Source organism: Staphylococcus gallinarum (genome assembly GCF_029774255.1).
In the GTDB taxonomy this organism is placed as follows: Bacteria; Bacillota; Bacilli; order Staphylococcales; family Staphylococcaceae; genus Staphylococcus; species Staphylococcus gallinarum.
In genome coordinates, this window is sequence record NZ_CP069082.1 from 2,405,388 (window position 1) to 2,427,164 (window position 21,777).

Consider the following 21,777-nt stretch of genomic DNA (forward strand, 5'->3'; position numbering starts at 1 on the left):
TTTAACATTGGAGCGGTAAATATGAAAAAACCTTTTATAGCTATTGAAGGGCCAATCGGTGTTGGCAAATCATCATTAGCACACAAACTTAGTCAGTCACTTAATTATTACGAAGAAAAAGAAATCATTTCTGAAAACCCGTTTCTTTCTGATTTTTATGAAGATATCTCAAAATGGAGTTTCCAAACTGAAATGTTCTTTCTATGTAATCGCTACAAACAATTTCAGGATATTGCCAAAATGCATTCCGGTATCGTTAGCGATTATCACATTCACAAAAATAAAATATTTGCGAGCAATACACTAACAACAAAAGAGTTTGAAAAGTTTTCTCGTATCTATGATATATTAACTGAAGATTTGGAGATGCCAAACGTCATTATCTTTTTAGATGCTAAATTAGAAACATTAAAATCGCGCATCGCTCATCGTAACAGAAGCTTTGAACATCAAATAGAAGATAATTATTTAATTAACTTAAAGCGTGATTACCAAGATTATTACGAATCGTTGAAAGCTGAAGGTCAACGTGTAATTCGCATCGACACTACTGATTTGGATTTTGTTAATTACAATGAGCACTATCAATATATATTAGAAATGATTGAACCATTGATTGGAGGAACAAATAATGAATAATTACGGAATCCCTCAAGATGCCGTCATCACAATTGCAGGTACAGTTGGTGTGGGTAAATCTACTTTAACAACAGCATTAGCTGAACGTCTCAACTTTAGAACATCATTTGAAAATGTAGATCAAAATCCATACTTAGATAAATTTTACAACGATTTTGAACGTTGGAGTTTCCATTTACAAATTTACTTTTTAGCAGAACGCTTTAAAGAACAAAAGCGCATGTTTGAATATGGTGGCGGATTTATACAAGACCGTTCCATATATGAAGATGTAGATATTTTCGCAAAAATGCACGAAGAACAAGGTACGATGAGTCCGGAAGATTTCAATACCTACTCAGAATTATTTAATGCTATGGTTATGACACCATACTTTCCAAAACCAGACGTACTCATTTACTTAGAATGTGATTACGACGAGGTCATCGAACGAATTGAACGTCGTGGTCGTCAAATGGAGATTGAGACAGATCATGCCTATTGGCAAAAGCTCTTTAAACGTTATGACGACTGGATTAATGAGTTCAATGCATGTCCTGTTGTGCGTGTAAATATCAATGAATACGATTTACACGAGTCACCTGATACGTTAGATCCAATTATTGATAAGATACGCAATGCAATCGAAGCTTATCGCAAAGTTGACCAACGTTAAATATCGTTTAGAAAAATATATCGAAGCATACGGCAAGTGATATGATGTCGTCATGCTTCGATTTTTTTATTATTCAATATGACTACGGTAAATAATTTTCTCGATTTCTTCTTCTGTTACATATTTACTAAAATAATCCGTATCCGTTTTAGTTAAACCAAATGTACTTGCTTTATCTTCATCTTCTGTGCCGATATAATAATCGCCCTCTGTATCTTGATAGAGATCAAATACTGAGCCCTCATAACGTGCTTCTTGAAATAACTCATATAATTCATCCAAGTCTGTTCTCGGCACTTGTTTAAAGTACAATGTATGATTTGAGTGATGCGTAGTTTGTGCTTCAAAACCATGCTCTACTGCATGATTATCTTCTGTTACTAGTACGACTTCTTGACTGATAATTTCTACAACTTTATATGTCTCGCCTTTGTAGTCAGCATACTTACCATCTATCATCCTACCACCCCTATTATTCAAATATGCTTTAAATAAAAAAGCCATAATATACGTTGAGTATATTATGACATAATTTAAGTACGGCGCCTATCGATTTATTAAGTTTATAATTTCATTAGCATTATCTACGATATAATCCGCTTGTGTTAATTCTTCTTTCAAACCAACACCTGTCAATACTGCAACTTTCAATCCTAGCTTCGCATTAATACCAGTTTGAATATCATTCGCATTATCTCCAACAATCGCAACATTTTCTGGCTTTACATCATATCTATAGAATAAAGGGTTTAGTACTTCAGGATTTGGTTTTTCAACTGCATCTGCTTCCGTTGAAATAATCAAATCGAAAAAGCGATCAAATTTTGTTACTTCTAAAAATTGATCAACACCAATCTTCGAATCACTTGTGACAATACCTAACTTATATCCACGTTGCTTTAGCGTCTCAAGTGTCTGTTCGATCCCTTCAACTAATTCATTTTCTGGCACACGTTGATCCACCAATGTTTGGCTGCGTTGTTGCGCCCATGTTGATACATCTTGGCCAGCGATTTCGCAGAATGCATCAATCATTTCATCCAAAGCGCCTGATGCCATAACAGTTCCAGGTTGTATCTCACCATCAATAACACCTAATGATTCGTAAGCTGTATCAACATCAGCAATATCAGCTTTATATGTTGTCAAAAAATCATCGACTAATTGTAAACCGATTTTCATCCAACTTTTATCAAAATATATCAAAGTACCATCTTTATCGAATAATATCCATTCCATCTCGTTAACAGCTCCTGTATTTTTAACTCTTAATACCAACGCTTACTATTTTAATATATTTTTCACTAATGAAACAAATGTTGAATTTGAAATAATAAAATAATTGCAGCTAATTCTATACTTTGTTATAAAAAAGACTTGCTCGAGTCATACACACCCGAGCAAGCCTTCATATTATAATTCATATTAATATCTTGGAACTACAACTCTCCAACCTTCTGGATCATCTAATTTACCACTTTGGATACCAATATAGTTTTCATATAATTTTTGCGTAATTTCACCAGTCTCATTATTATTAATCACAATTTCAGTATCTTCATACTTTAATTGACCTACTGGTGAGATTACAGCTGCTGTACCTGTACCAAATACTTCTGTTAAAGCACCACTATTATGGGCTTCAATAAGTTCGTCAATTGATACACGACGCTCTTCAACTTCATAGCCTAACTTTTTAGCCAATTCGATAATTGTCTTACGTGTAATACCAGGTAAGATACTACCATTTAATTCTGGCGTAACTAACTTACCATTCTCAACAAAGAAAATGTTCATACTTCCAACTTCTTCAACATATTTCTGTTCAACACCATCCAACCAAAGTACTTGGTCATAACCTTGATCTGCAGCATTTGTTTGTGCGAGTAAACTCGCTGCATAGTTACCAGCCACTTTGGCATGTCCGACGCCACCTCTTACGGCACGCACATATTCATCTTCAACATAAATCTTAGTTGGTTGTAATGAAGCGCCACCATAATATGAACCTGATGGAGATAATAAGATTAATAATTTATAAGAATAAGAAGGACGTACGCCTAAGATACCCTCTGTTGCAAATACAAATGGACGAATATATAATGATTGTCCTTCACCTTCTGGTACCCAGTCTCTTTCTACGTCTACCAATTGCTTTAATCCTTCAAGTAATAATGCTTCATCAATTTCAGGCATATCTAAACGAGCCAATGAATGATTGATACGCTTAAAGTTCTCTGAAGGTCGGAATAAATCTACCTCTCCCTCATGCTTATAGGCTTTTAATCCTTCAAACACTGCTTGTCCATAATGAAGCACTTGTGCTGCTGGTGAAATTTCTATTGGCCCATAAGGCACAATCTGTAAATCATGCCATCCTTGATCAATATCATAGTCGAAACTTAACATATAATCAGTGAAGTATTTCCCAAAACCTAAATCACTAGGATCCGGTTTCTCTTTTAAGTTTTCACGTTGTACAAATTTAATTTTTTCTGACATGATTCTTTCCTCCCAATGCTCATTTAAAGTATTTATACTAAATTATACCAATAGCAGATACGCTGTTCAATAATTTTCAAAAAATTTAAAATATATCAATTATTAATAAATAAAAATCAATTCAATTGTATGTAGCAATTTTAATATATCAAAGCAAGATATAACAATTTTTATTAAAAGAAAAAGAACAGGCTGAAACATTAAAAATGTCTCAACCTGTGTCCAATTTACTAAGTAACTGAAATATCCATTACATCGTACTTGTATCTATTACGAAGCGATACTTAACATCTGATGCCAATACTCTTTCATATGCGTTATCAATATCATCCGCTGTAATTAACTCAATTTGTGGTTCTATTTGATGTTGTGCACAAAAATCAAGCATTTCTTGTGTTTCTCTAATACCACCAATTGCTGAACCAGCAAATGATCGGCGATGACCAATTAAGTTAGCAACACGTAATGAAATTGGTTCAGCAGGCGCACCAACATTAACAATAGTACCGTCCAATGCTAATAAACGTAGATATTCATCTAAATTTAAATTTGCACTAACTGTATTAATAATTAAATCAAATGAACTTGCAAGTTTCTCAAAGGTCGCTGTATCATTTGTCGCATAGTAGTGTGTAGCACCTAATTTCAAGCCATCCTCTTTTTTATTTAAGGTTTGAGATAAAACAGTCACTTCTGCCCCCATTGCATGTGCAATTTGAACAGCCATATGACCAAGACCACCCATACCAATTACTGCTACCTTTTTATCTGAATTTGCATTCCAATGATTTAGTGGTGAATACGTTGTAATACCTGCACATAATAATGGCGCTGCAACATCCAGACCAATATTATCTGGTATTCTCAAGACAAAGTCTTCATGGACTACGATATGAGTTGAATAACCACCTTGAGTAGGTTCTCCATATCTATCTGTTCCCGCGTATGTGCCAACATTGCCTTTTAAGCAGTATTGTTCTTCACCATTTCGACAATGTTCACATTCGCCACAGGAATCTACCATACAACCTACACCCACACGGTCATCAACTTGATATTTACTTACTTCAGTACCTACTGCTTTAACAATACCTGCGATTTCATGACCAGGCACTAGCGGATAATGTACAGGTCCCCATTCTCCGTGTGCAGTATGAATGTCAGAATGACATATACCAGCATATTTTATTTCTATTAATACATCATGTGTATCAAGGTCTCTTCTTTCAATTTCAGTTGCGTAAAAATTAGAATCCGGACCACTTACCGCTCTTGCTTTAGCATTTATCATATTTTAATTCCTCCAGTGCTTAAACAATAGAATATCTCAATCATATTCTTCATTTACTATGATATGTCCTGGAGTGAACTCTAGGTCAATTAAAGTGACTTTGATTATGCTATGAATTTTGTATTTTATTACACTATACAGCACTTATTTAAAAGGATTCGAAAAATAACTCATATGAGATATGTTACATATAAAAGAAATTGATAATATTCAAATCGTACCTCTATTCATTACAACAAGAATAAAATACAAAAACGTCAATCTCTATAACTAGAATAGAAATTGACGTTCATTCGCTAATTTGAGACACAATGTCCCTCATACTTTCTACGTATTCATAACCTTATATACGCAGTGATATCATCTGACTTTAATACTATTTTAAAGTTGTACATTATTATTTAAAGTTAATAAACCTTATTGACTTACTTTTTCTTTTTTCTCAATCGCTTCTAACATAATCTCAGTCATTTTTTGTAAATCATGCTTAGGATTGAACCCCCACTCAGCACGTGCACAACTTACATCTATACTGTTTGGCCAACTATCAGCAATACTTTGACGCACAGGGTCCACATCATAATCTAATGTGAATTCAGGTTTATATTCTTGAATAGCTGCTTTAACCATTTCTGGTTCAATACTCATCGCGCTTAAATTATAAGCATTACGGTTGATTAATTTCACACCATCAGCTTCCATCAACTGAATAATTGCATCAATGGCATCGTCCATAAACATCATATCCATATATGTGTCTTTCGCAATATAACTAGTGTAGTGTCCTTCACGCACAGCTTTAAAATAAATATCAACCGCGTAGTCAGTCGTACCGCCACCAGGTTCTTTAATATGTGAAATTAGCCCTGGGAATCTAACACTACGTGTATCAACATTAAATTTATCAAAGTAATACTGACATAACAATTCACCTGCAACTTTATTCACACCATACATTGAAGTTGGACGTTGAATAGTAACTTGTGGTGTATTTACCTTTGGAGTCGATGGTCCAAACGCTCCAATAGAACTAGGTGTAAAGAATTGTAATTGATATTCACGAGCCGCTTCTAATGCATTCATTAAACCACCCATATTAAGTTCCCACGCAAATAATGGATTTTGCTCTGCAGTCGCAGAAAGTAATGCCGCCATATGCATGAACGTATCAGGTTGAAAAGACTCCACTAATTGATACATACGCGTTTTATCTGTAACATCTAAAATTTCGAATGGTCCATCCATAATTGGTGAGCCAGCTTCTGGTTCTCTGATATCAGTTGCCAATACATTATCGTTTCCATATAACGCTCTACATTTCACAACAAGTTCCGTCCCTATCTGACCTAAAGCCCCAGTAATCATAATTTTTTTCATAGTAATTATCTCCCTTGTATATTACAGAAATTGTAATGTATTCTCCATGTGTACAAAACAGTTATTATTAACCTCATTATAGTATATATGAATGATTTTGTATACTATGAGTGTACAAAAGTTATGGATTTTAGTGAAATATTACTCATTACTTAAATTACCACTTTTCTATTTTTTGAACCTAATTTTCACCATAAAGAAACCGTCAACAGCCATTCAAAGCAAATGGATTTTGACGGTTTCAAAATTCTTATATCTAGCTATAGCTTATCATTTCTTGACTTTAAGTTAAGTTAGAACGTTTTATTTTTCAAAATTATACTTTCTTGAAATCAGGATGGCCATGCACCTACAAACGCCAACAGTTTGTTAAACGACAAATCTGTTCATATTGCTTTTAAAAGTACTTTGTTAACTAAATAATTTAATTTCGACCTATCAATACTTTAAATATTCAATAAATGTTTGAATCGTTTTTTTATGATTATTCTCTTTATTAGACAACGCGACAAAATAGATAAAATAATCAAACGGTGAACCCATTGGTAACTGTTCAATTAATTCATGCTCAATGTATGGATCATCTTCTAACATTAAGCTAGAAACGATACTAATACCTAAGCCTTCTGACACTGTTTTAATTAAAACACTAGGATTATTGGTCCTAAAAACAATTTTTAAAGGACCGTTTTCCTCTTCAAATTCCTTTAAGTTATCGTGATAAAAATTACGATCATAAAGTACAAAAGGATATTGTTGTAAAACTGTCAAATCAATATTGTCTTTCAACGATAATTTTGATTTTTTAGGTACAATGAGTCTAAAATCAGTTGATAAATTAAGGGGGTATATTTTTAACCCTTTGCTAAATGTCTCATTCTCTCTCTTTCCAACTAGTCCTATATCGACCTCATTATTATTTACCATAGTAATAATATTAGCTCTGTCACTTTCTATGACTTCAATCTCTATATGTGGGTAATCATTTTTAAACGCCGAGAGCGCTTTTGGAATTATTTTATTAAAAAGTGTAGGTATTGTAGCAATTTTCAAAGAGCCGGTTAATTTACTATTCAATGCATCAATCTCACCCTTTAAATCATCCCGCGCATCTAGAATATCTATAATAAATGGAATTAATCGTTTTCCAACCTCCGTGGGAAATGTTCCCTTTCTAGAACGTTCAAATAATTTATAACCTAGCTCTATTTCCAAATTTGCAATAGATTGGCTCATTGCCGATTGACTAATATGCAATGCTTGAGCTGCATGAATAATAGATTCGACTTCATAAATTTTCTTTACGTATACCAACTGTTCAAAGTTCATTTCATCACCTCAATATAAGTGGAACTTATATAAATATCACAAATTCTAATTATACATTAGTTATTGTGATTCATATAATTATAGATGTAGGAAAAATTTAATACAAATAAAAGGAAGGTCTTTCTATGTATAACAAACTATGGTCAAAAGATTTCATCCTTATAACAATTGTAAACTTTTTAATGTATTTGATTCATTATACTCTCATTGTGACTGTGACAAAATTCGCAATTAATCAATACCATGCCTCTGAAAGCATGGGAGGTTTAGCTGCGGGTATTTTTATTATAGGTATGTTGTTCGGACGATTGTTTTCTGGAAGAATCATAGATAATTTGCCGCCGAAACGCATTCTATTTGGTGGTATTATTTTCTCAATTATCGCAGTCGGTCTTTACTATACAATTCAAAGTTTATCACTATTAATGATAATTCGACTTGTACATGGTATTGCCTTTGGTATCGCCTCAACTGCTACAGGCACTATTTCTTCAAGAATTATTCCAGACGATAGAAAAGGTGAAGGTATTGGTTACTATGCATTAAGTGTAACGTTAGCATCTGCAATCGGTCCATTTTGTGGTATTGTCCTTAATCAGCACTTTGGTTTTGAATCTATCTTCAATGTAAGCCTTATTGCTATTTTACTTGCTTTAATTGCTACAATTTTTATAAAAAGTTTAAGTAAATCAGAAAATCAAAATTCTTATAACCAAGAAACAAAAGGCATTTCGGCCTATTTACAAATAGAAGCATTACCTATTTCAATTTTTGTCGTTTTTGTAGGCATTGCATATTCTAGTGTATTATCTTTCTTATCTGTCTATACAGAACAGTTGAATCTAGCAAACATCTCCAGTTTCTTCTTTGTCGTTTATGCATTGAGTACCTTTGTTACTAGACCCTTTACTGGGAAAATATATGATCATTTTGGTGAAAATAAAGTGATGTACCCAGTGCTAATCAGTTTTATTATCGGTTTACTATTATTAGGTGGTACTACAACCGGTATAATGTTGCTCATATCCGCTGTCTTTATTGGCATTGGCTATGGCACCATCATTCCTAGCGCTCAAGCAATTGCAGTGCAACAATCACCTAAAGATAAAGTAGGTCTAGCTACTTCGACATTCTTTATGTTTGCAGATTTCGGTGCCGGTATTGGTCCATTTATTTTAGGCGTTATAATTCCTTATGTCGGATACAGTAATTTATATCTTATTATGGCTCTTGTTGTTCTAGCTTCTGTCTTACTTTATTATGGTTTACACGGTAGAAAGTCACATCCTCAGAAATCACAAACATCTCAATAGATAGAAATGATAAACAGCCAATCACCTTATCAAGCATAAATAAACTTAAAGTTAGCACAACGTTTAGTATGATTGGCATTTAATTAGAATGAAAAATATTGTATCTGAATTATAAATTCCAGAACAAAGCACTCAGATGAATGAATTCAATTTATCTGAGTGCTTTTTATATTCATAATTCATATTTTTGGCTCGCTTTCCTAAGGGACAGCTTCAGCCTGTAGTCTTCAGCTTGTCCTGCTCCCTCAGGAGTCTCGCCAAAATACGTTGAATTTATAAGTGATTTTTACAGTAACATCCACTTAAAATCACATACTAAATTTGACTTGTTAGTGTTGCTATATCAATCAGTAAATGCACAATATATTATCTACTAGCCTTTTATTTAATATTTGGTATTATGAGTTTACTTTCTTAGGAGACAAATGCTTCTATTTATAAACGTAATTTTTGTGCAATTTCTTGTTGGTTTGTTTCAAAATCAAAGTCTGACTGTGCTAAAATCTCACCTTGCTCGATTAAGTTTTTCAAACTGTGCATTTGATATTGCCAACCAGAAAAATCAAGCGTAATGTGTGGAAATTCATACGGCAAATATTCTTTTAGTGTCAACAATGTTTGACCTTGTTGCTCGCTTAACTGAAATTTCACGGTACCAATATCCCAAGTGAATTCAAAGGTATTCGGTTCATCAAATTGTAAAATTTCCATTCTTAAATCTTCATCATCTTCAATATGGAAATATAAGTTTCCGTGTTCACTTCTTTCCTCAACATATAATTGAGGAAACCATTGTTGAATACCCTCTGTCGTAGATAAATAATTAAAAATAATACTCGGTTTTTCATTAATTAAAACATCTATTGTTTGATAAACACCTTTATCATTCTTAATATAATTGACTTCCATAGCAATACCCTCCTCAATATAAACAAACCAGAAATAGCAGTAAGATAGTATCTCAAGACACTTTAAACGCTATTTCTGGCTCATGTATTTATACTCTACCCGTTTTCTTTATTAGGTAGCTGAATATTCTGTTTTGAAGCTCTACTTTCATTTGATTTTTGCAAACGCCAATATAATATACCTAAAATGATAAACCAAATAGGTGATAATACGACACCCATACGTGTGTCTGGCATAATGAATAGTACAACAAGGACAAATACAAAGAATAGTTGCACTAGTCTTGCAGCATGCAAGCCACCTGGTAATTTATAAATACTTTCTTTATGTGCATTTGGATTCCTTTTAGTGTACATTGCATAAGCATGCATAATAAACATCCAAACAATTATTAATAGAATTGTCGATATTGCAGTCACATAGAAAAATACTTGTGTCGCATTAGGAATAAAATAGTTCATAATTACCGTAACCGACAATAAGATGCAAGTTACAATAATCGCTATATATGGTACACCGCGTTTATTAGTCTTCATCATCAACGGATGCGTTTGTTCCTTTTCAGATAAGCCAAAAAGAATTCTACTATTAGCAAATATACCACTATTACATGCCGAAGAAGCTGCAGTTAATAATACAAAGTTTATTAATCCAGCGGCAAACGGTACACCTATCAATGCAAATAAGCTCACAAATGGACTATCATCCGCTTTGATATTTTGCCATGGAATAATGGACATCATTACAACTAATGCTCCAACATAAAAGAGCAAAATTCTAATTGGTACACTATTAATCGCCTTTGGAATTGTCTTTTCAGGATTCTTGGTTTCACCTGCTGTAATACCTAATATTTCAATACCAGTAAATGAAAATACAACCATCTGGAACGACATTAAAAATCCATTAGCACCATTAGGGAAGAAACCTTCTTTGGTTACCATATTGCCAAGTCCAGTATGTCCAAAAGGTGTCTTCACTGCAAATACAATCATTACAATACCAACTACAATTAGAGCAACTATCGTTAATACTTTAATAATCGCAAACCAGAATTCCAATTCTCCAAACATTTTTGTACTTGTTAAATTAAATGCCATCAAGAGTAAGATACAAGCTAGCGACGTAATCCAATTGGGTAAATCAGGCACCCAATATTCCACATACTTTGCTACAGCTGTTATTTCTGCCATACCAGATGTTATCCAAGTTAACCAATATGTCCAACCGGTCATAAATCCTGCCAATGGACTGATTTGGTCATGTGCAATATCAGCAAAAGTTTTATACTCTGTATTAGCTAATAATAACTCTCCCATCGCACGCATAAACATAAATAATACGAAACCTACAATAATATAAGTGAGTAGAATCGATGGACCCGTTAAACTAATAGACTGGCCAGCCCCTAAAAATAAGCCAGTCCCTATAGCTCCACCAATCGCAATAAGTTGAATATGTCTATTACTCAACTCTCTGCTTAATGAATTCGACATAACAATTTGCTCCCATTCATTTGGTTTAAAGCATAATCAACATAAAAAATTGATTCACATACCCCTTTGTTTTTATGTAATAATCAATAAATTTAGATAAAAATGTAATTTTCAAGTATAGTGACGAGCGATATTTATGGTTGCACTCACGCATATTCCACTTTACTTAATTATGTTAAAAACAGCTCAACCACGCCTTTCTCAAGTCTTTAATTGATCATTATATTGCTATCTAAATTAAATCTTGATAATGCTTGGTTGTATAATATTCCTTTTATCAGAAAATTACAACTAATTATGCAAAAAAATTTAAATAATATTGCACTCTTTAATTAATTGCCATTTTAACGCAATAAATTAATTATATAAGAAAAAATACACTAAAATAATTAAATATGCATAATTTGTAATATAAATGTATTTTATATTTGGATACAATATTTGTTTTCCACTTAAAATAGCGTTATTTTGCAATTAAATCAGTTAATTTACACTATTCTTCAACTAACTTTTGTAATAGTAACCACTTTTATATACAATTGATTCATTGCTTTGTAATTAAACATATTAATTTATATTACTTAGCACAGAAAGTATGGTGAATATGGAAGCAGAAAAAAAGAAATTATTACGCAAGATGGTTAAACCTTTCGAGAAGACAAGTTATACGAAAAGTACGATTCAAATTATAAATACATTATTACCATTGTTGGCACTATTAATAGCAAGTGGATTACTATATCAACTTCATTGGTCATTAGCCATTTTATGTAGTGCTGTTGCAGCAATATTTTTAATTCGTACATTTATAATCTTTCATGATGCTTGTCATGGATCTTATCTCAAGAAACAAAAGCATAACGATTTATTAGGCAATGTCACTGGATTCTTAACATTTTTCCCTTATAGAAAATGGCGAAGAGAACATTTAATCCATCATGCAGGTAGTGGAAATCTTGAAAAGCGTGGAATTGGTGATATTTGGGTTATGACAGTAACTGAATATAAATGCGCATCAACAACAAAGCGCTGTCTCTATAAAATCTATCGTAATCCTTTTGTCATGTTTGTCTTGGGGCCCTTTTTCTTGGTACTTATATCTAATAGATTTAACGCAAAGGATGCAAAATTGGGCGAAAAAAGAAATACTTGGTTGAACAATATTGTCCTTATCATATTATATGGCAGTCTTATCTACTTATTAGGTGCAGGACAATTTTTCGCAATTTTCGCACCAATGGTCTTTATTGCTGGTATGATCGGCATTTGGTTATTTTATATACAACATACCTTTGAAGATTCATATTTTGAAGAACCATCTGAGTGGGATTATGTAAAGGCAGCAATTGAAGGTAGCTCGTATTATAAATTACCTAAATTAATCCATTGGATTACTGGAAATATTGGTTATCATCATGTACACCATCTCAATCCCAGAATCCCAAATTACGCCTTAGAAGCGACCCATAAAAATGTAAAACCGTTACATCATGCAACATCTATTACCTTGATAGAAAGTTTGTCATCGTTAAAATTCAAATTATATGATGAACAGAAAAAATGTTTCATCACATTTAAAGAATTTTCACTACGTTATAAGATGGCATAATCTAAGAAAATATAATAAATGTCTGTAGTACAGTAACATTTGAATAAGCCTCCCAAAAGATAAAAGTTATCTTTTGGGAGGCTATCTTTATACAAGTCCTTCAACTTAATCAAATTCTCTTTACAATTGAATATATGTCGATGCTCAGTCTCAATGACTCAACTTGTTACCTTTGCTATCTCACTTCAATCATTAAACTATATAAATTAAGACAAATGCACTTAGTAAAAAATTATCGTCGCTGATTTCTTCAAAGCAAGTCTTTCCAATCCTTTATTATTCATTAATTAACTTAGCTATTTGTTTAATATCTTCAGGTGTTGTTTGACAACAACCACCAATAATTGTTACCCCTTTGCTAATCCAAGTTGGTATACTTTCTAATATTGCGCTTGTATCACCTTCATCTTGCCATATTTTCTCATTGGCATCATAGATTGCACCACCATTAGGATACAAAGCAAGCGTTTGTGGTAAATCCTGTAAACCTTTGTCCATTGCTTTATTTACAGCACTAACATGAGAACAATTGATACCAAAAACCGGTACTTCATTATGATGCAACGCAATATATTCACAAACTTTATCAAAAGGTGTGCCATCGGACAAATCACCTTCTGCATTGACCGTCACCGATATCCAAAATGTACATGTTGGATACTTCGGTATGATAAATTCCACCAATGCCTTGATTTCATTAAAATTAGGCACTGTTTCAAATACAAAATCTACGATTCCTTTTTCGACTAGACGATCAATACGTGTTTGATGAAATTGATAATAATCTATATTACTTAAATTATAATCACCTGTATATTCTGAACCATCACTTAAATACGAACCATACGGTCCCAGACTACCCACTATCACTTGTTGCGTTGTAGTTGCATGATAAACCGTTTCTGTCGCAGTATTATAAATATGGTCAATATCTTCAATTGTTAAGCCAATATCTAAAAAGGTCGCTGTACTTGCTTGATAGGTACTAGTTAATATAATTTCAGCTCCAGCATCTACAAATGCTTGATGTGCTTTATAAATCTCTTCGGGCTGTTGTCTCAACACTTCACTAGACCATAGCGTTGAATTTAAATTGCACCCTGCTTGCTCTAAAGTAGTAGCTAAACCACCATCTAACACAATTGCCTTTGAATCTGTGTGTTTGATTTTTTCTAATAGTCGCATTTAAATTGCCCCTTTTTTATTGTATTTAATAAAATAATAAATGAGTGCAATCAGCGCAAATGGCACTCCAAAATATAGTGCTGGCGCTTGATTAGGATCAAATATCATCCCAACACACGATACAAAACATAAACAAAATCCTGTTACCGGTACCCATTGTTGTATCTTTAACGATTTATCGCGACGCTTAGCATTAAAATATGCTAGACAAATACTCATCCACACAATTACAACTGCTAACCCTGCTATTGATACCAACACAACATATAATGAATCTGCAGCATAAACACTTGATAGCAATGCCAACAGACCACCCAACATACTAAATAATGTTGCACGAACAGGCATTTTAAATTTATTTAACTTACCAAACCATACTGGGAATAGCCCTTCATTTGATAAACTCCAAATCATTCTACTAGCTGCATACAATCCAGAATTTGCCGCTGAAAGCAATGCTGTTATAATTACAAGGTTCATTAAGTCGCCCGCATATGGAATACCCATTCTTTGAAATATAACTACAAAAGGACTCTCTAATGACTTACCTTGGTAACTTGGAATTAATATAGAGATAATAACCATCGTTCCAATAAAGAAAATAACTAGACGCCAAAGTGTTGCTTTGATTGCCTTAGGAATAACTTGTTCAGGATTTTTAGTTTCACCTGCAGCAATACCTATTAATTCTGTACCACTGAATGCGTAATTCACTGCCAACATTGTTAAGAATACTGAACCTAAACCATGTGGGAATGTTGGATCTGTATAACGATGCTTAATCGTCTCAATACCTTGATAACCATTATAATGTAGTAAACCAACAATAACTAAAGCTCCCAACGCTATAAACACAAATATCGTCACAACTTTGATTAATGAAAAGTAAAACTCAACCTCTGCATAAAAACGTGTTGATACAATATTAAACACTAGAATTAACAGGATTGCTAACGTAGCGAATACATAAACTGGAATATGCGGGAACCATTTTTGCATTAATAATCCAACAGCAGTAAATTCAGATCCTAAAGCTACTGTCCATGTTAACCAATAGAACCAAGCTACAATATAACCAATTGCTGGATGAATATATTGATTTGCATAAATATGAAAACCTCCCGTTTCAGGATGTTTCATCGCAAGTTGCCCCAAACATAACATCACTAAATATACTAATAACGAACCAATTACATAAGACAATACAGTTCCTAATGGTCCCGCTTGCTGCAATGTATAACCAGAACTTAAAAACAACCCAGTACCAATGACGCCTCCAAAACTAAGTAACATTAAATGCCGTTGCTTCATCGCTCGTTTGAATCTCACTTGTTCCATACTTTCACCTGATCTCTATGTAATTTTGTGCACTATCCTTTTATGTATAATTAAACATTTTATTAATGTCTGAAAATTTAGTCAATGACAAATCAATAAGATTACTCAGGAATAAAAGTAAAAATACTAAATTGATGTTAAATTTTTACTATTTAAGTTATAACGCCTATCAAACACTTATTTTATATATATTTAATAACCCACATCAATTTGTATAATTGCATCGATCAATTACACAAATATCACTAAATATCGTATTTTGGCGAGACTCCTGAGGGAACAGGACAAGCTGAAGACTACAGGCTGAAGCTGTCCCCTAGGAAAGCGAGACAACAATACTAAAATATTTAATAAAAAGCATGTTGATGAAGTATTCTGCAATTAATGATTTATTTCAACATAAACAACTCAATTTTAATACGAGTATTTTAATCTATGTTTCTGTGTTTCTGTAAAAAATACGAAATGAATGCTTCGTATTTGGGCGAGACTCCTGAGGGAACAGGACAAGCGGAAGACTACAGGCTGAAGCTGTCCCCTAGGAAAGCGAGACAACAATACTAAAATATTTAATAAAAAGAAACCCTAAGATAAATGAATTATTCATCTTAGGGTTATTTTTTTCAGGATTAATATCCTAGACGCTTAAAATATAAAATAATAAATTATTGCTATTTATCTTTCATAACTATTATTTATAGGTGTCCATTAACACCTTAATTTAATTTTGTTTCATTGCTTATCGTTTTATAAGCCAACCTTAAGTCAGCATTATTTTGTTGACTTATTAAATTCAACACAACATTAAAGTCATTAATAATATAACTCAATTTTTTAAATATAGGTTTCATATCAACAGTAGTATGTTGTTTCAATCCAAGACAAAATATAAGTTGCACTTCCTTAGTCTCCCACTTTATCGGTTTATCCAGTTTAATTACATATATAAATGACTGTTTGGCTTGAGGTGTGACTGGATGTGGCACTGCAATTAAATTTCCATATGCTGTTGTTGCTACTGCCTCTCTTTCATACACCTGTTTCAAAAAATTGGGTTCGATGTAATCTAATTGCTTTAAATCACTTTCTATTGCGGTTAATAATGTTTCTTTAGAATTGATACCATTTTTCAAATCAAATATTTCTATCAGTTGCTCATTCTCATTTTTATCGTAATTGTTTATAAAATGATTTAATTGCAAAATATCCTCTTGAGTTAAAATTGTATTAACAGTGATAACTGGCACATCATATTCCCTTGATAGTGGTACTGTAGCAATGATTAAATCTGTATTTTTAAGTGTTTCTTTACTCAATTCATACATTTGTTGAGAATCTGTCATAGTTAATGCATTTCCAAAATTCTCAAGTAATTTATACTTTATTAATTCTGAACTTGCCATGCCAGAAGCACAGACGATAGTCGCTCTGATTTTTTCTGTTACTGATTGCGCTTTTTGTAATACTAATTGAAAATGTAATGCTAAAAACCCAATCTCGCTCTCTGAAATTTTTATCTTAAATGCTTCTTCAATAACCTTTCCTCCAACTAAAGCAATATCAAATGCATAGGGATAATTCTTCTTTATCTCAGTTAAAATAGGGTTTCTAATATTCATCTTATACTTATAACGATTGATTGAAGTAGATAAGTGTAATGCCAAATTTTTCTTTAATTCTAATTCATTATCCAAATTAATTTGAAAAACATCCTGAATTTTATTAAACATTTGATGAATTAAATCGTTAATTTCTTTACGATCTATGAGTTCATATTTTTTTGAAACTATTCCAGATGCCGCAATATGTGCTTTAATATATTGTTTTTCTTCAATTGGCAATATAACATCATAACGTTGTTCGAGCAGACCTACAATTGCTTGAAAGAAATGTTTCAATTCAGCATCGTAATATTCAAAATTCTGAAATATATTATCTTTATCGGCTATCATAAATTTATTTTCAACTCTGAACATGGCAATATAAATATGAATTACCAAATTTTCAAGTTTAACGTCTGGAATTGTAATTTGAAATTGATTGATTAACTTAATCAGTTGTTCTTTTAAATCATTGATTTTATCTATATCAAATGTGTGATTGTGATAAGGTTTATCGAGCAACATATTTGCAATGGCATATCTTTTTTGAAATTCAGAACCTTCTATTTTCAAACCATAGTACGGACTGGATATCAGTTGTAATTCATATTTATCAAGTTCGTTTCTAATAACCTTTAAGTCCTTTTTCACTGTCGTGTCACTGACATACATACGTTCACTCAAACGTTCTATTTTGACGTAATTATCTAATATGAGTAATTTACTCAATATAAAATGCACTCTGCTTTCCTGATTATTAAAATTCAACAACTCATCTTTAAGATATTGATTATTAATGAATAAATTGAATTTGCTTTTATCCTTTATATCGATTTTGTAACCAGCGGATTTTTTTGATTCAATATAAAAACCATGCGTTGCTGCGATGCCGTTGATCATTTTTATATCATTTCTAATTGTCCTTGGTGAAACGCTTAAACTTTTAGCTATAAATGCTCCTGAAACATAACAATTTGTGTGGTTATATAATAGCCTGATAGTTTCTAATGCCCTTTTATTCATGCGCTCACTTCCATTATCTTTATCGTTTTAAAGGGACTATACTTGATAATCAAATTGGTTCGTTTCAGCTAAATCTTTAAACCAATAACCACTTTTCTTAATTGTTCTTTTTTGATTTTCTAAATCTACTGAAATAAACCCATATCTATTTTTATAAGCATTCATCCATGACCAATTATCCATAAATGTCCACATGTGATAACCATGACAATTAGCGCCTTCATCAAGTGCTCGATGTAACCAATATAAATGATCCTGTAAAAAACGAATACGATAATCATCTTCAATACGCCCATCTTTTAAAAAGCGCTGTTCATTTTCTACTCCCATACCATTTTCAGAAATAAATGATTTGATATTACTATAATTTTGTTTCAAGTTAATCATTATATCGTATATCCCTTTAGGATAAATTTCCCAACCTCGATATGGGTTCATCTTTCGACCAGGCATTTCATAATTATCAAAATAGTATTCCGGTTTAAAAGGTGCATTCGGGTTTGGTAAATTATCTTTTGCTTTGATTCTTCTTGGTTGATAATAATTTACGCCTAGTAAATCAATCGTATTTTGCTTTATCACCTGTAAGTCTTTCGCTTCACACTCAGGTAACAAATCATGCTGTTCTAATATTTCTATTAAGCCACTAGGGAATTCTCCTTTTGTAACAGGATCTAAAAAGCTTCTATTAAAAAATAAATCTGCAATTTCGGCAGCTCTAACATCAGCATGGTTATTACTTCTTGGATATGAAGGTGTCAAATTTAATATAATGCCTATTTCACCTTGATAACCTCGTGATTTAAACAGCTCAATTACTTTAGCATTTGCTAAAATGGTATGAAACGCAAATTGAATACCTCTTTTAGCGTCGTTCACGTCTGGATAGTGAAAATTATAAAAATAACCACCTTCTACTGGAACGATTGGTTCGTTAAACGTAAACCATTTCGTTACTCTATCTCCAAACAATTCAAAGCATGTTTGTGCATAATCTAGGTAATGTTTCACCACGACTTTGGATTCAAATCCACCTTGTTCTTGCTGTTTCAATGGCATATCAAAGTGATATAAATTAACAAATGGTTCAATATCATTACTAATTAATTCGTCAATTACTTTATTATAAAAATCTACTGCCGCTTCGTTTACATCACCTGTCTCTTGATTAATCAATCTAGTCCATGAAATTGATAACCTAAATGAATTATGGCCAGTCGCTTTCATCAATTGAATATCATCTTTATAGGTATAATAAAAATTAGATGCTACATCCGGACCGACCTGATCAAAAAAGCGATTTGGTTCTTGTTGATACCAATAATCCCAATTTGTTTGATCATCTATATTTTGTGTCCCTTCAGTTTGTGTTGCACTAGCTGCACTTCCCCACCAAAAATGTTTTGGAAATGAAATATTCATCCTATCACCTATCCCTTTTCATTAATATATTGGTACAAATCGATAAATTCATTGGCCATGTCTTTAATCGTTATTGCATTCATTAAGTGATCTTGTGAATGAATCAAGATTAAATTAAGTTCATAGTTCTTTCCTTGTGCTTCCGCTTGTAAAAGTTTGGTTTGGAAGTTGTGGGCCTTATTTATTTCTGATGCTGCTTCTGCTAATTTTTCTTGTGCAGCATTGAAGTCATTGTCCTTTGCAAATTGTATTGCTTCCATAGCGCTTGATCTACCATTTCCCGCAAGCAAGATGATTTGAAAAGCCATTTCTGTATTATTCTCCATAAAGCATTACTCCTCATTCTGTTTATTTTTCTGCTCTTGTTTAAAGTAACCATTATCTAGTACCTTAAAGAATGGTAACCAAATGATAAAAGTAACTAATAAATTGACTAATTGTAATACAGCACCTTGCCATGCATTTCCTGTTGCTAAATAACCGCTTATAAATATTGGTGTCGTCCACGGAACTATAACTCCAGAAGGTTTAGGTACTAGCCCTAATTGCATTGAAAAATAGGTGATTAAAGTTACAACAATGGGTGCAATAACCCATGGTATAACTATGATTGGATTCATTATGATAGGTAGTCCAAACAATATCGGTTCGTTTACATTAAATATAGAAGAAGGTGCACCAAGCTTACCTATTTCTTTATTTTGTTGACTACGTGCAATAATATAAATTAATAAAATTACTGCCATTGTGCCACCAGTACCACCCATACCTACTAAAAATGTATCAATAAATTGCTTTGTTATAATATTTGGCAGTTCTTGATGTGCTTTAAATGCTTCTAAATTCTCATTATTTAAGGAGTACCAAATCGGATCGAAAACAGTATTGACAATGATTTGACCATGTAACCCGAAAAACCAAAATACTTGTATCAATAACACTGCAACAATTGTTGCAGGTAATCCACTACCTAATGCTGTCAATGGCTGCTGTAATACTGTATATATAAGATTTTGTAAAGTTTCAAATGGTGTAAATGAAACTATAATTCTAATCAATAACACTATTGTTAAAGTAGCAGAAATAGGTATCAATGCACTAAATGACTTTGATACTTGCTCCGGTACACCATTTGGCATTTTAATCGTAATTTCTTTTTTACATAAGTAGCTATATATTTCACAACTCAACATCGATACGATTAATCCTAAGAACATTCCCTTTGCACCTAGAATTTCAACAGGTATCACACCCTGTGTTTTCCCTACAATTTGTGGCGTCAAAATCAGCACACTACTTAAAGCAGTGACTGCTCCATATATTCCTTCAAACCCATTTTTTTCGGTTAATTTATATCCAATACCGATAATGACAAATAGTCCCATTATTGATAATGTTGATTCTGATGCTGGACCTACGAGTTGTTGCCATGTAGCAAATTGCTGTTTGGATAAAATTTTATCTAAAAATGGAAAATTTGAAATTACAATGAAAATTGATCCAAATATGATTAATGGTAAAGCCACCATAAAACCATCACGTAAACTTGAAAGGTACTTATTATTATTTAATTTATCGGCTATTGGTAATAAAATATCTTCCAATTTTTCCATAAATTTACTTTCCATACTTTCATCCCCTTATTACTCAATTAAATTCAGTGCTTGTTTTAGCACTCCAGCACCATCAATGCGTCCATAAGCAACCGTATCTATAACATCAATAGGAATACTAATATTTTGTTCTTTGACATGTTTTTCAAATTTTCTCTTCATAAATCGCATTTGTGGACCAATTAATAAGACGTCATAACTATTTAACATTGAGAAAGCATTGTCACTAGACACCGCATCAATTTGAACTGATAAACTTTGCTCTTCTGCTACCTCTTTCATTTTTGAAACTAACAAGCTTGTAGACATACCTGCCGAACAGGATAGTAATATTTTTTTCATCATTCATCATCCCTTTCTTTATGTTGAACCCATCATACAATGTATACGCTTACATATTAATGATTACTTTTTCCACTATTAACGGCAATTTTGTTTACCGCTTAAAATGCCTATATCATTCAACAGCTAAACT

The 21,777-nt window shown here is 32.5% G+C and carries 19 protein-coding genes; 4 read left to right on the forward strand and 15 right to left on the reverse strand.

Annotated features, from left to right (window positions below):
• The first annotated feature begins 21 nt into the window (after window positions 1-21).
• Window positions 22-639, forward strand: a complete 618-nt coding sequence (locus JN168_RS11535; RefSeq protein ID WP_042738044.1) for a deoxynucleoside kinase — start codon at window positions 22-24, stop codon at window positions 637-639.
• The gene (locus tag JN168_RS11540) at window positions 632-1,294 is read left to right on the forward strand and encodes a deoxynucleoside kinase (RefSeq protein WP_042738043.1); all 663 of its coding nucleotides are present in this window, start codon (window positions 632-634) and stop codon (window positions 1,292-1,294) included. The genes JN168_RS11535 and JN168_RS11540 overlap by 8 nt, the downstream gene beginning before the upstream one ends.
• Before the next feature lie 69 nt (window positions 1,295-1,363).
• Here the strand turns inward: JN168_RS11540 and JN168_RS11545 are convergent, their stop codons facing one another.
• From JN168_RS11545 to JN168_RS11570, 6 genes are all read right to left on the reverse strand, one after another.
• The gene (locus JN168_RS11545) at window positions 1,364-1,753 is read right to left on the reverse strand and encodes a hypothetical protein (protein WP_042738042.1); all 390 of its coding nucleotides are present in this window, start codon (window positions 1,751-1,753) and stop codon (window positions 1,364-1,366) included.
• Window positions 1,754-1,840: 87 nt separating this feature from the next.
• A complete protein-coding gene (locus JN168_RS11550) occupies window positions 1,841-2,533 on the reverse strand; it encodes an HAD family hydrolase (RefSeq protein WP_107512764.1) in 693 nt (230 codons plus the stop codon).
• Between the two features lie 186 nt (window positions 2,534-2,719).
• The gene (locus JN168_RS11555) at window positions 2,720-3,796 is read right to left on the reverse strand and encodes a branched-chain amino acid aminotransferase (RefSeq protein WP_107512765.1); all 1,077 of its coding nucleotides are present in this window, start codon (window positions 3,794-3,796) and stop codon (window positions 2,720-2,722) included.
• 250 nt (window positions 3,797-4,046) lie between these two features.
• Window positions 4,047-5,087 (reverse strand): NAD(P)-dependent alcohol dehydrogenase, encoded by a 1,041-nt coding sequence (locus tag JN168_RS11560; protein ID WP_042738039.1) that lies wholly within the window; start codon window positions 5,085-5,087, stop codon window positions 4,047-4,049.
• 417 nt (window positions 5,088-5,504) lie between these two features.
• Entirely contained in the window at window positions 5,505-6,464 is a 960-nt protein-coding gene (locus tag JN168_RS11565; RefSeq protein WP_107512766.1) for an NAD-dependent epimerase/dehydratase family protein, read from the reverse strand.
• 438 nt (window positions 6,465-6,902) lie between these two features.
• The gene (locus JN168_RS11570) at window positions 6,903-7,793 is read right to left on the reverse strand and encodes a LysR substrate-binding domain-containing protein (protein WP_279525903.1); all 891 of its coding nucleotides are present in this window, start codon (window positions 7,791-7,793) and stop codon (window positions 6,903-6,905) included.
• 125 nt (window positions 7,794-7,918) lie between these two features.
• Here JN168_RS11570 and JN168_RS11575 point away from each other — a divergent pair, with 125 nt between their 5' ends.
• Window positions 7,919-9,106, forward strand: coding sequence for an MFS transporter (locus JN168_RS11575; protein ID WP_279525904.1), 1,188 nt, complete (start codon window positions 7,919-7,921; stop codon window positions 9,104-9,106).
• 435 nt (window positions 9,107-9,541) lie between these two features.
• On the opposite strand, the gene JN168_RS11580 is transcribed toward JN168_RS11575, so the two are convergent.
• Together JN168_RS11580 and JN168_RS11585 are read right to left on the reverse strand one after the other, a co-directional pair.
• Window positions 9,542-10,015, reverse strand: coding sequence for an SRPBCC domain-containing protein (locus tag JN168_RS11580; protein ID WP_107642210.1), 474 nt, complete (start codon window positions 10,013-10,015; stop codon window positions 9,542-9,544).
• A 95-nt stretch (window positions 10,016-10,110) separates the two neighbouring features.
• Window positions 10,111-11,511, reverse strand: a complete 1,401-nt coding sequence (locus JN168_RS11585) for an amino acid permease (protein WP_107527876.1) — start codon at window positions 11,509-11,511, stop codon at window positions 10,111-10,113.
• A 604-nt stretch (window positions 11,512-12,115) separates the two neighbouring features.
• Here JN168_RS11585 and JN168_RS11590 point away from each other — a divergent pair.
• Window positions 12,116-13,120 (forward strand): fatty acid desaturase, encoded by a 1,005-nt coding sequence (locus JN168_RS11590; protein ID WP_042738033.1) that lies wholly within the window; start codon window positions 12,116-12,118, stop codon window positions 13,118-13,120.
• A 276-nt stretch (window positions 13,121-13,396) separates the two neighbouring features.
• On the opposite strand, the gene mmuM is transcribed toward JN168_RS11590, so the two are convergent.
• From mmuM to JN168_RS11625, 7 genes are all read right to left on the reverse strand, one after another.
• A complete protein-coding gene (mmuM, locus tag JN168_RS11595; protein ID WP_042738032.1) occupies window positions 13,397-14,305 on the reverse strand; it encodes a homocysteine S-methyltransferase in 909 nt (302 codons plus the stop codon).
• Window positions 14,306-15,643: an amino acid permease gene (locus tag JN168_RS11600; protein WP_279525905.1), complete on the reverse strand. Its 1,338-nt coding sequence runs from the start codon at window positions 15,641-15,643 to the stop codon at window positions 14,306-14,308. It abuts the gene before it with no gap.
• Window positions 15,644-16,359: 716 nt separating this feature from the next.
• The gene (locus JN168_RS11605) at window positions 16,360-18,267 is read right to left on the reverse strand and encodes a BglG family transcription antiterminator (RefSeq protein ID WP_279525906.1); all 1,908 of its coding nucleotides are present in this window, start codon (window positions 18,265-18,267) and stop codon (window positions 16,360-16,362) included.
• A gap of 36 nt (window positions 18,268-18,303) precedes the next feature.
• Window positions 18,304-19,689: a glycoside hydrolase family 1 protein gene (locus JN168_RS11610; RefSeq protein ID WP_279525907.1), complete on the reverse strand. Its 1,386-nt coding sequence runs from the start codon at window positions 19,687-19,689 to the stop codon at window positions 18,304-18,306.
• Between the two features lie 8 nt (window positions 19,690-19,697).
• Entirely contained in the window at window positions 19,698-20,015 is a 318-nt protein-coding gene (locus tag JN168_RS11615; RefSeq protein ID WP_042738027.1) for a PTS sugar transporter subunit IIA, read from the reverse strand.
• Between the two features lie 6 nt (window positions 20,016-20,021).
• Window positions 20,022-21,317: a PTS cellobiose transporter subunit IIC gene (celB, locus tag JN168_RS11620; RefSeq protein WP_042738026.1), complete on the reverse strand. Its 1,296-nt coding sequence runs from the start codon at window positions 21,315-21,317 to the stop codon at window positions 20,022-20,024.
• A gap of 15 nt (window positions 21,318-21,332) precedes the next feature.
• Window positions 21,333-21,644 (reverse strand): PTS sugar transporter subunit IIB, encoded by a 312-nt coding sequence (locus JN168_RS11625; protein ID WP_229366948.1) that lies wholly within the window; start codon window positions 21,642-21,644, stop codon window positions 21,333-21,335.
• Window positions 21,645-21,777: the final 133 nt, after the last annotated feature.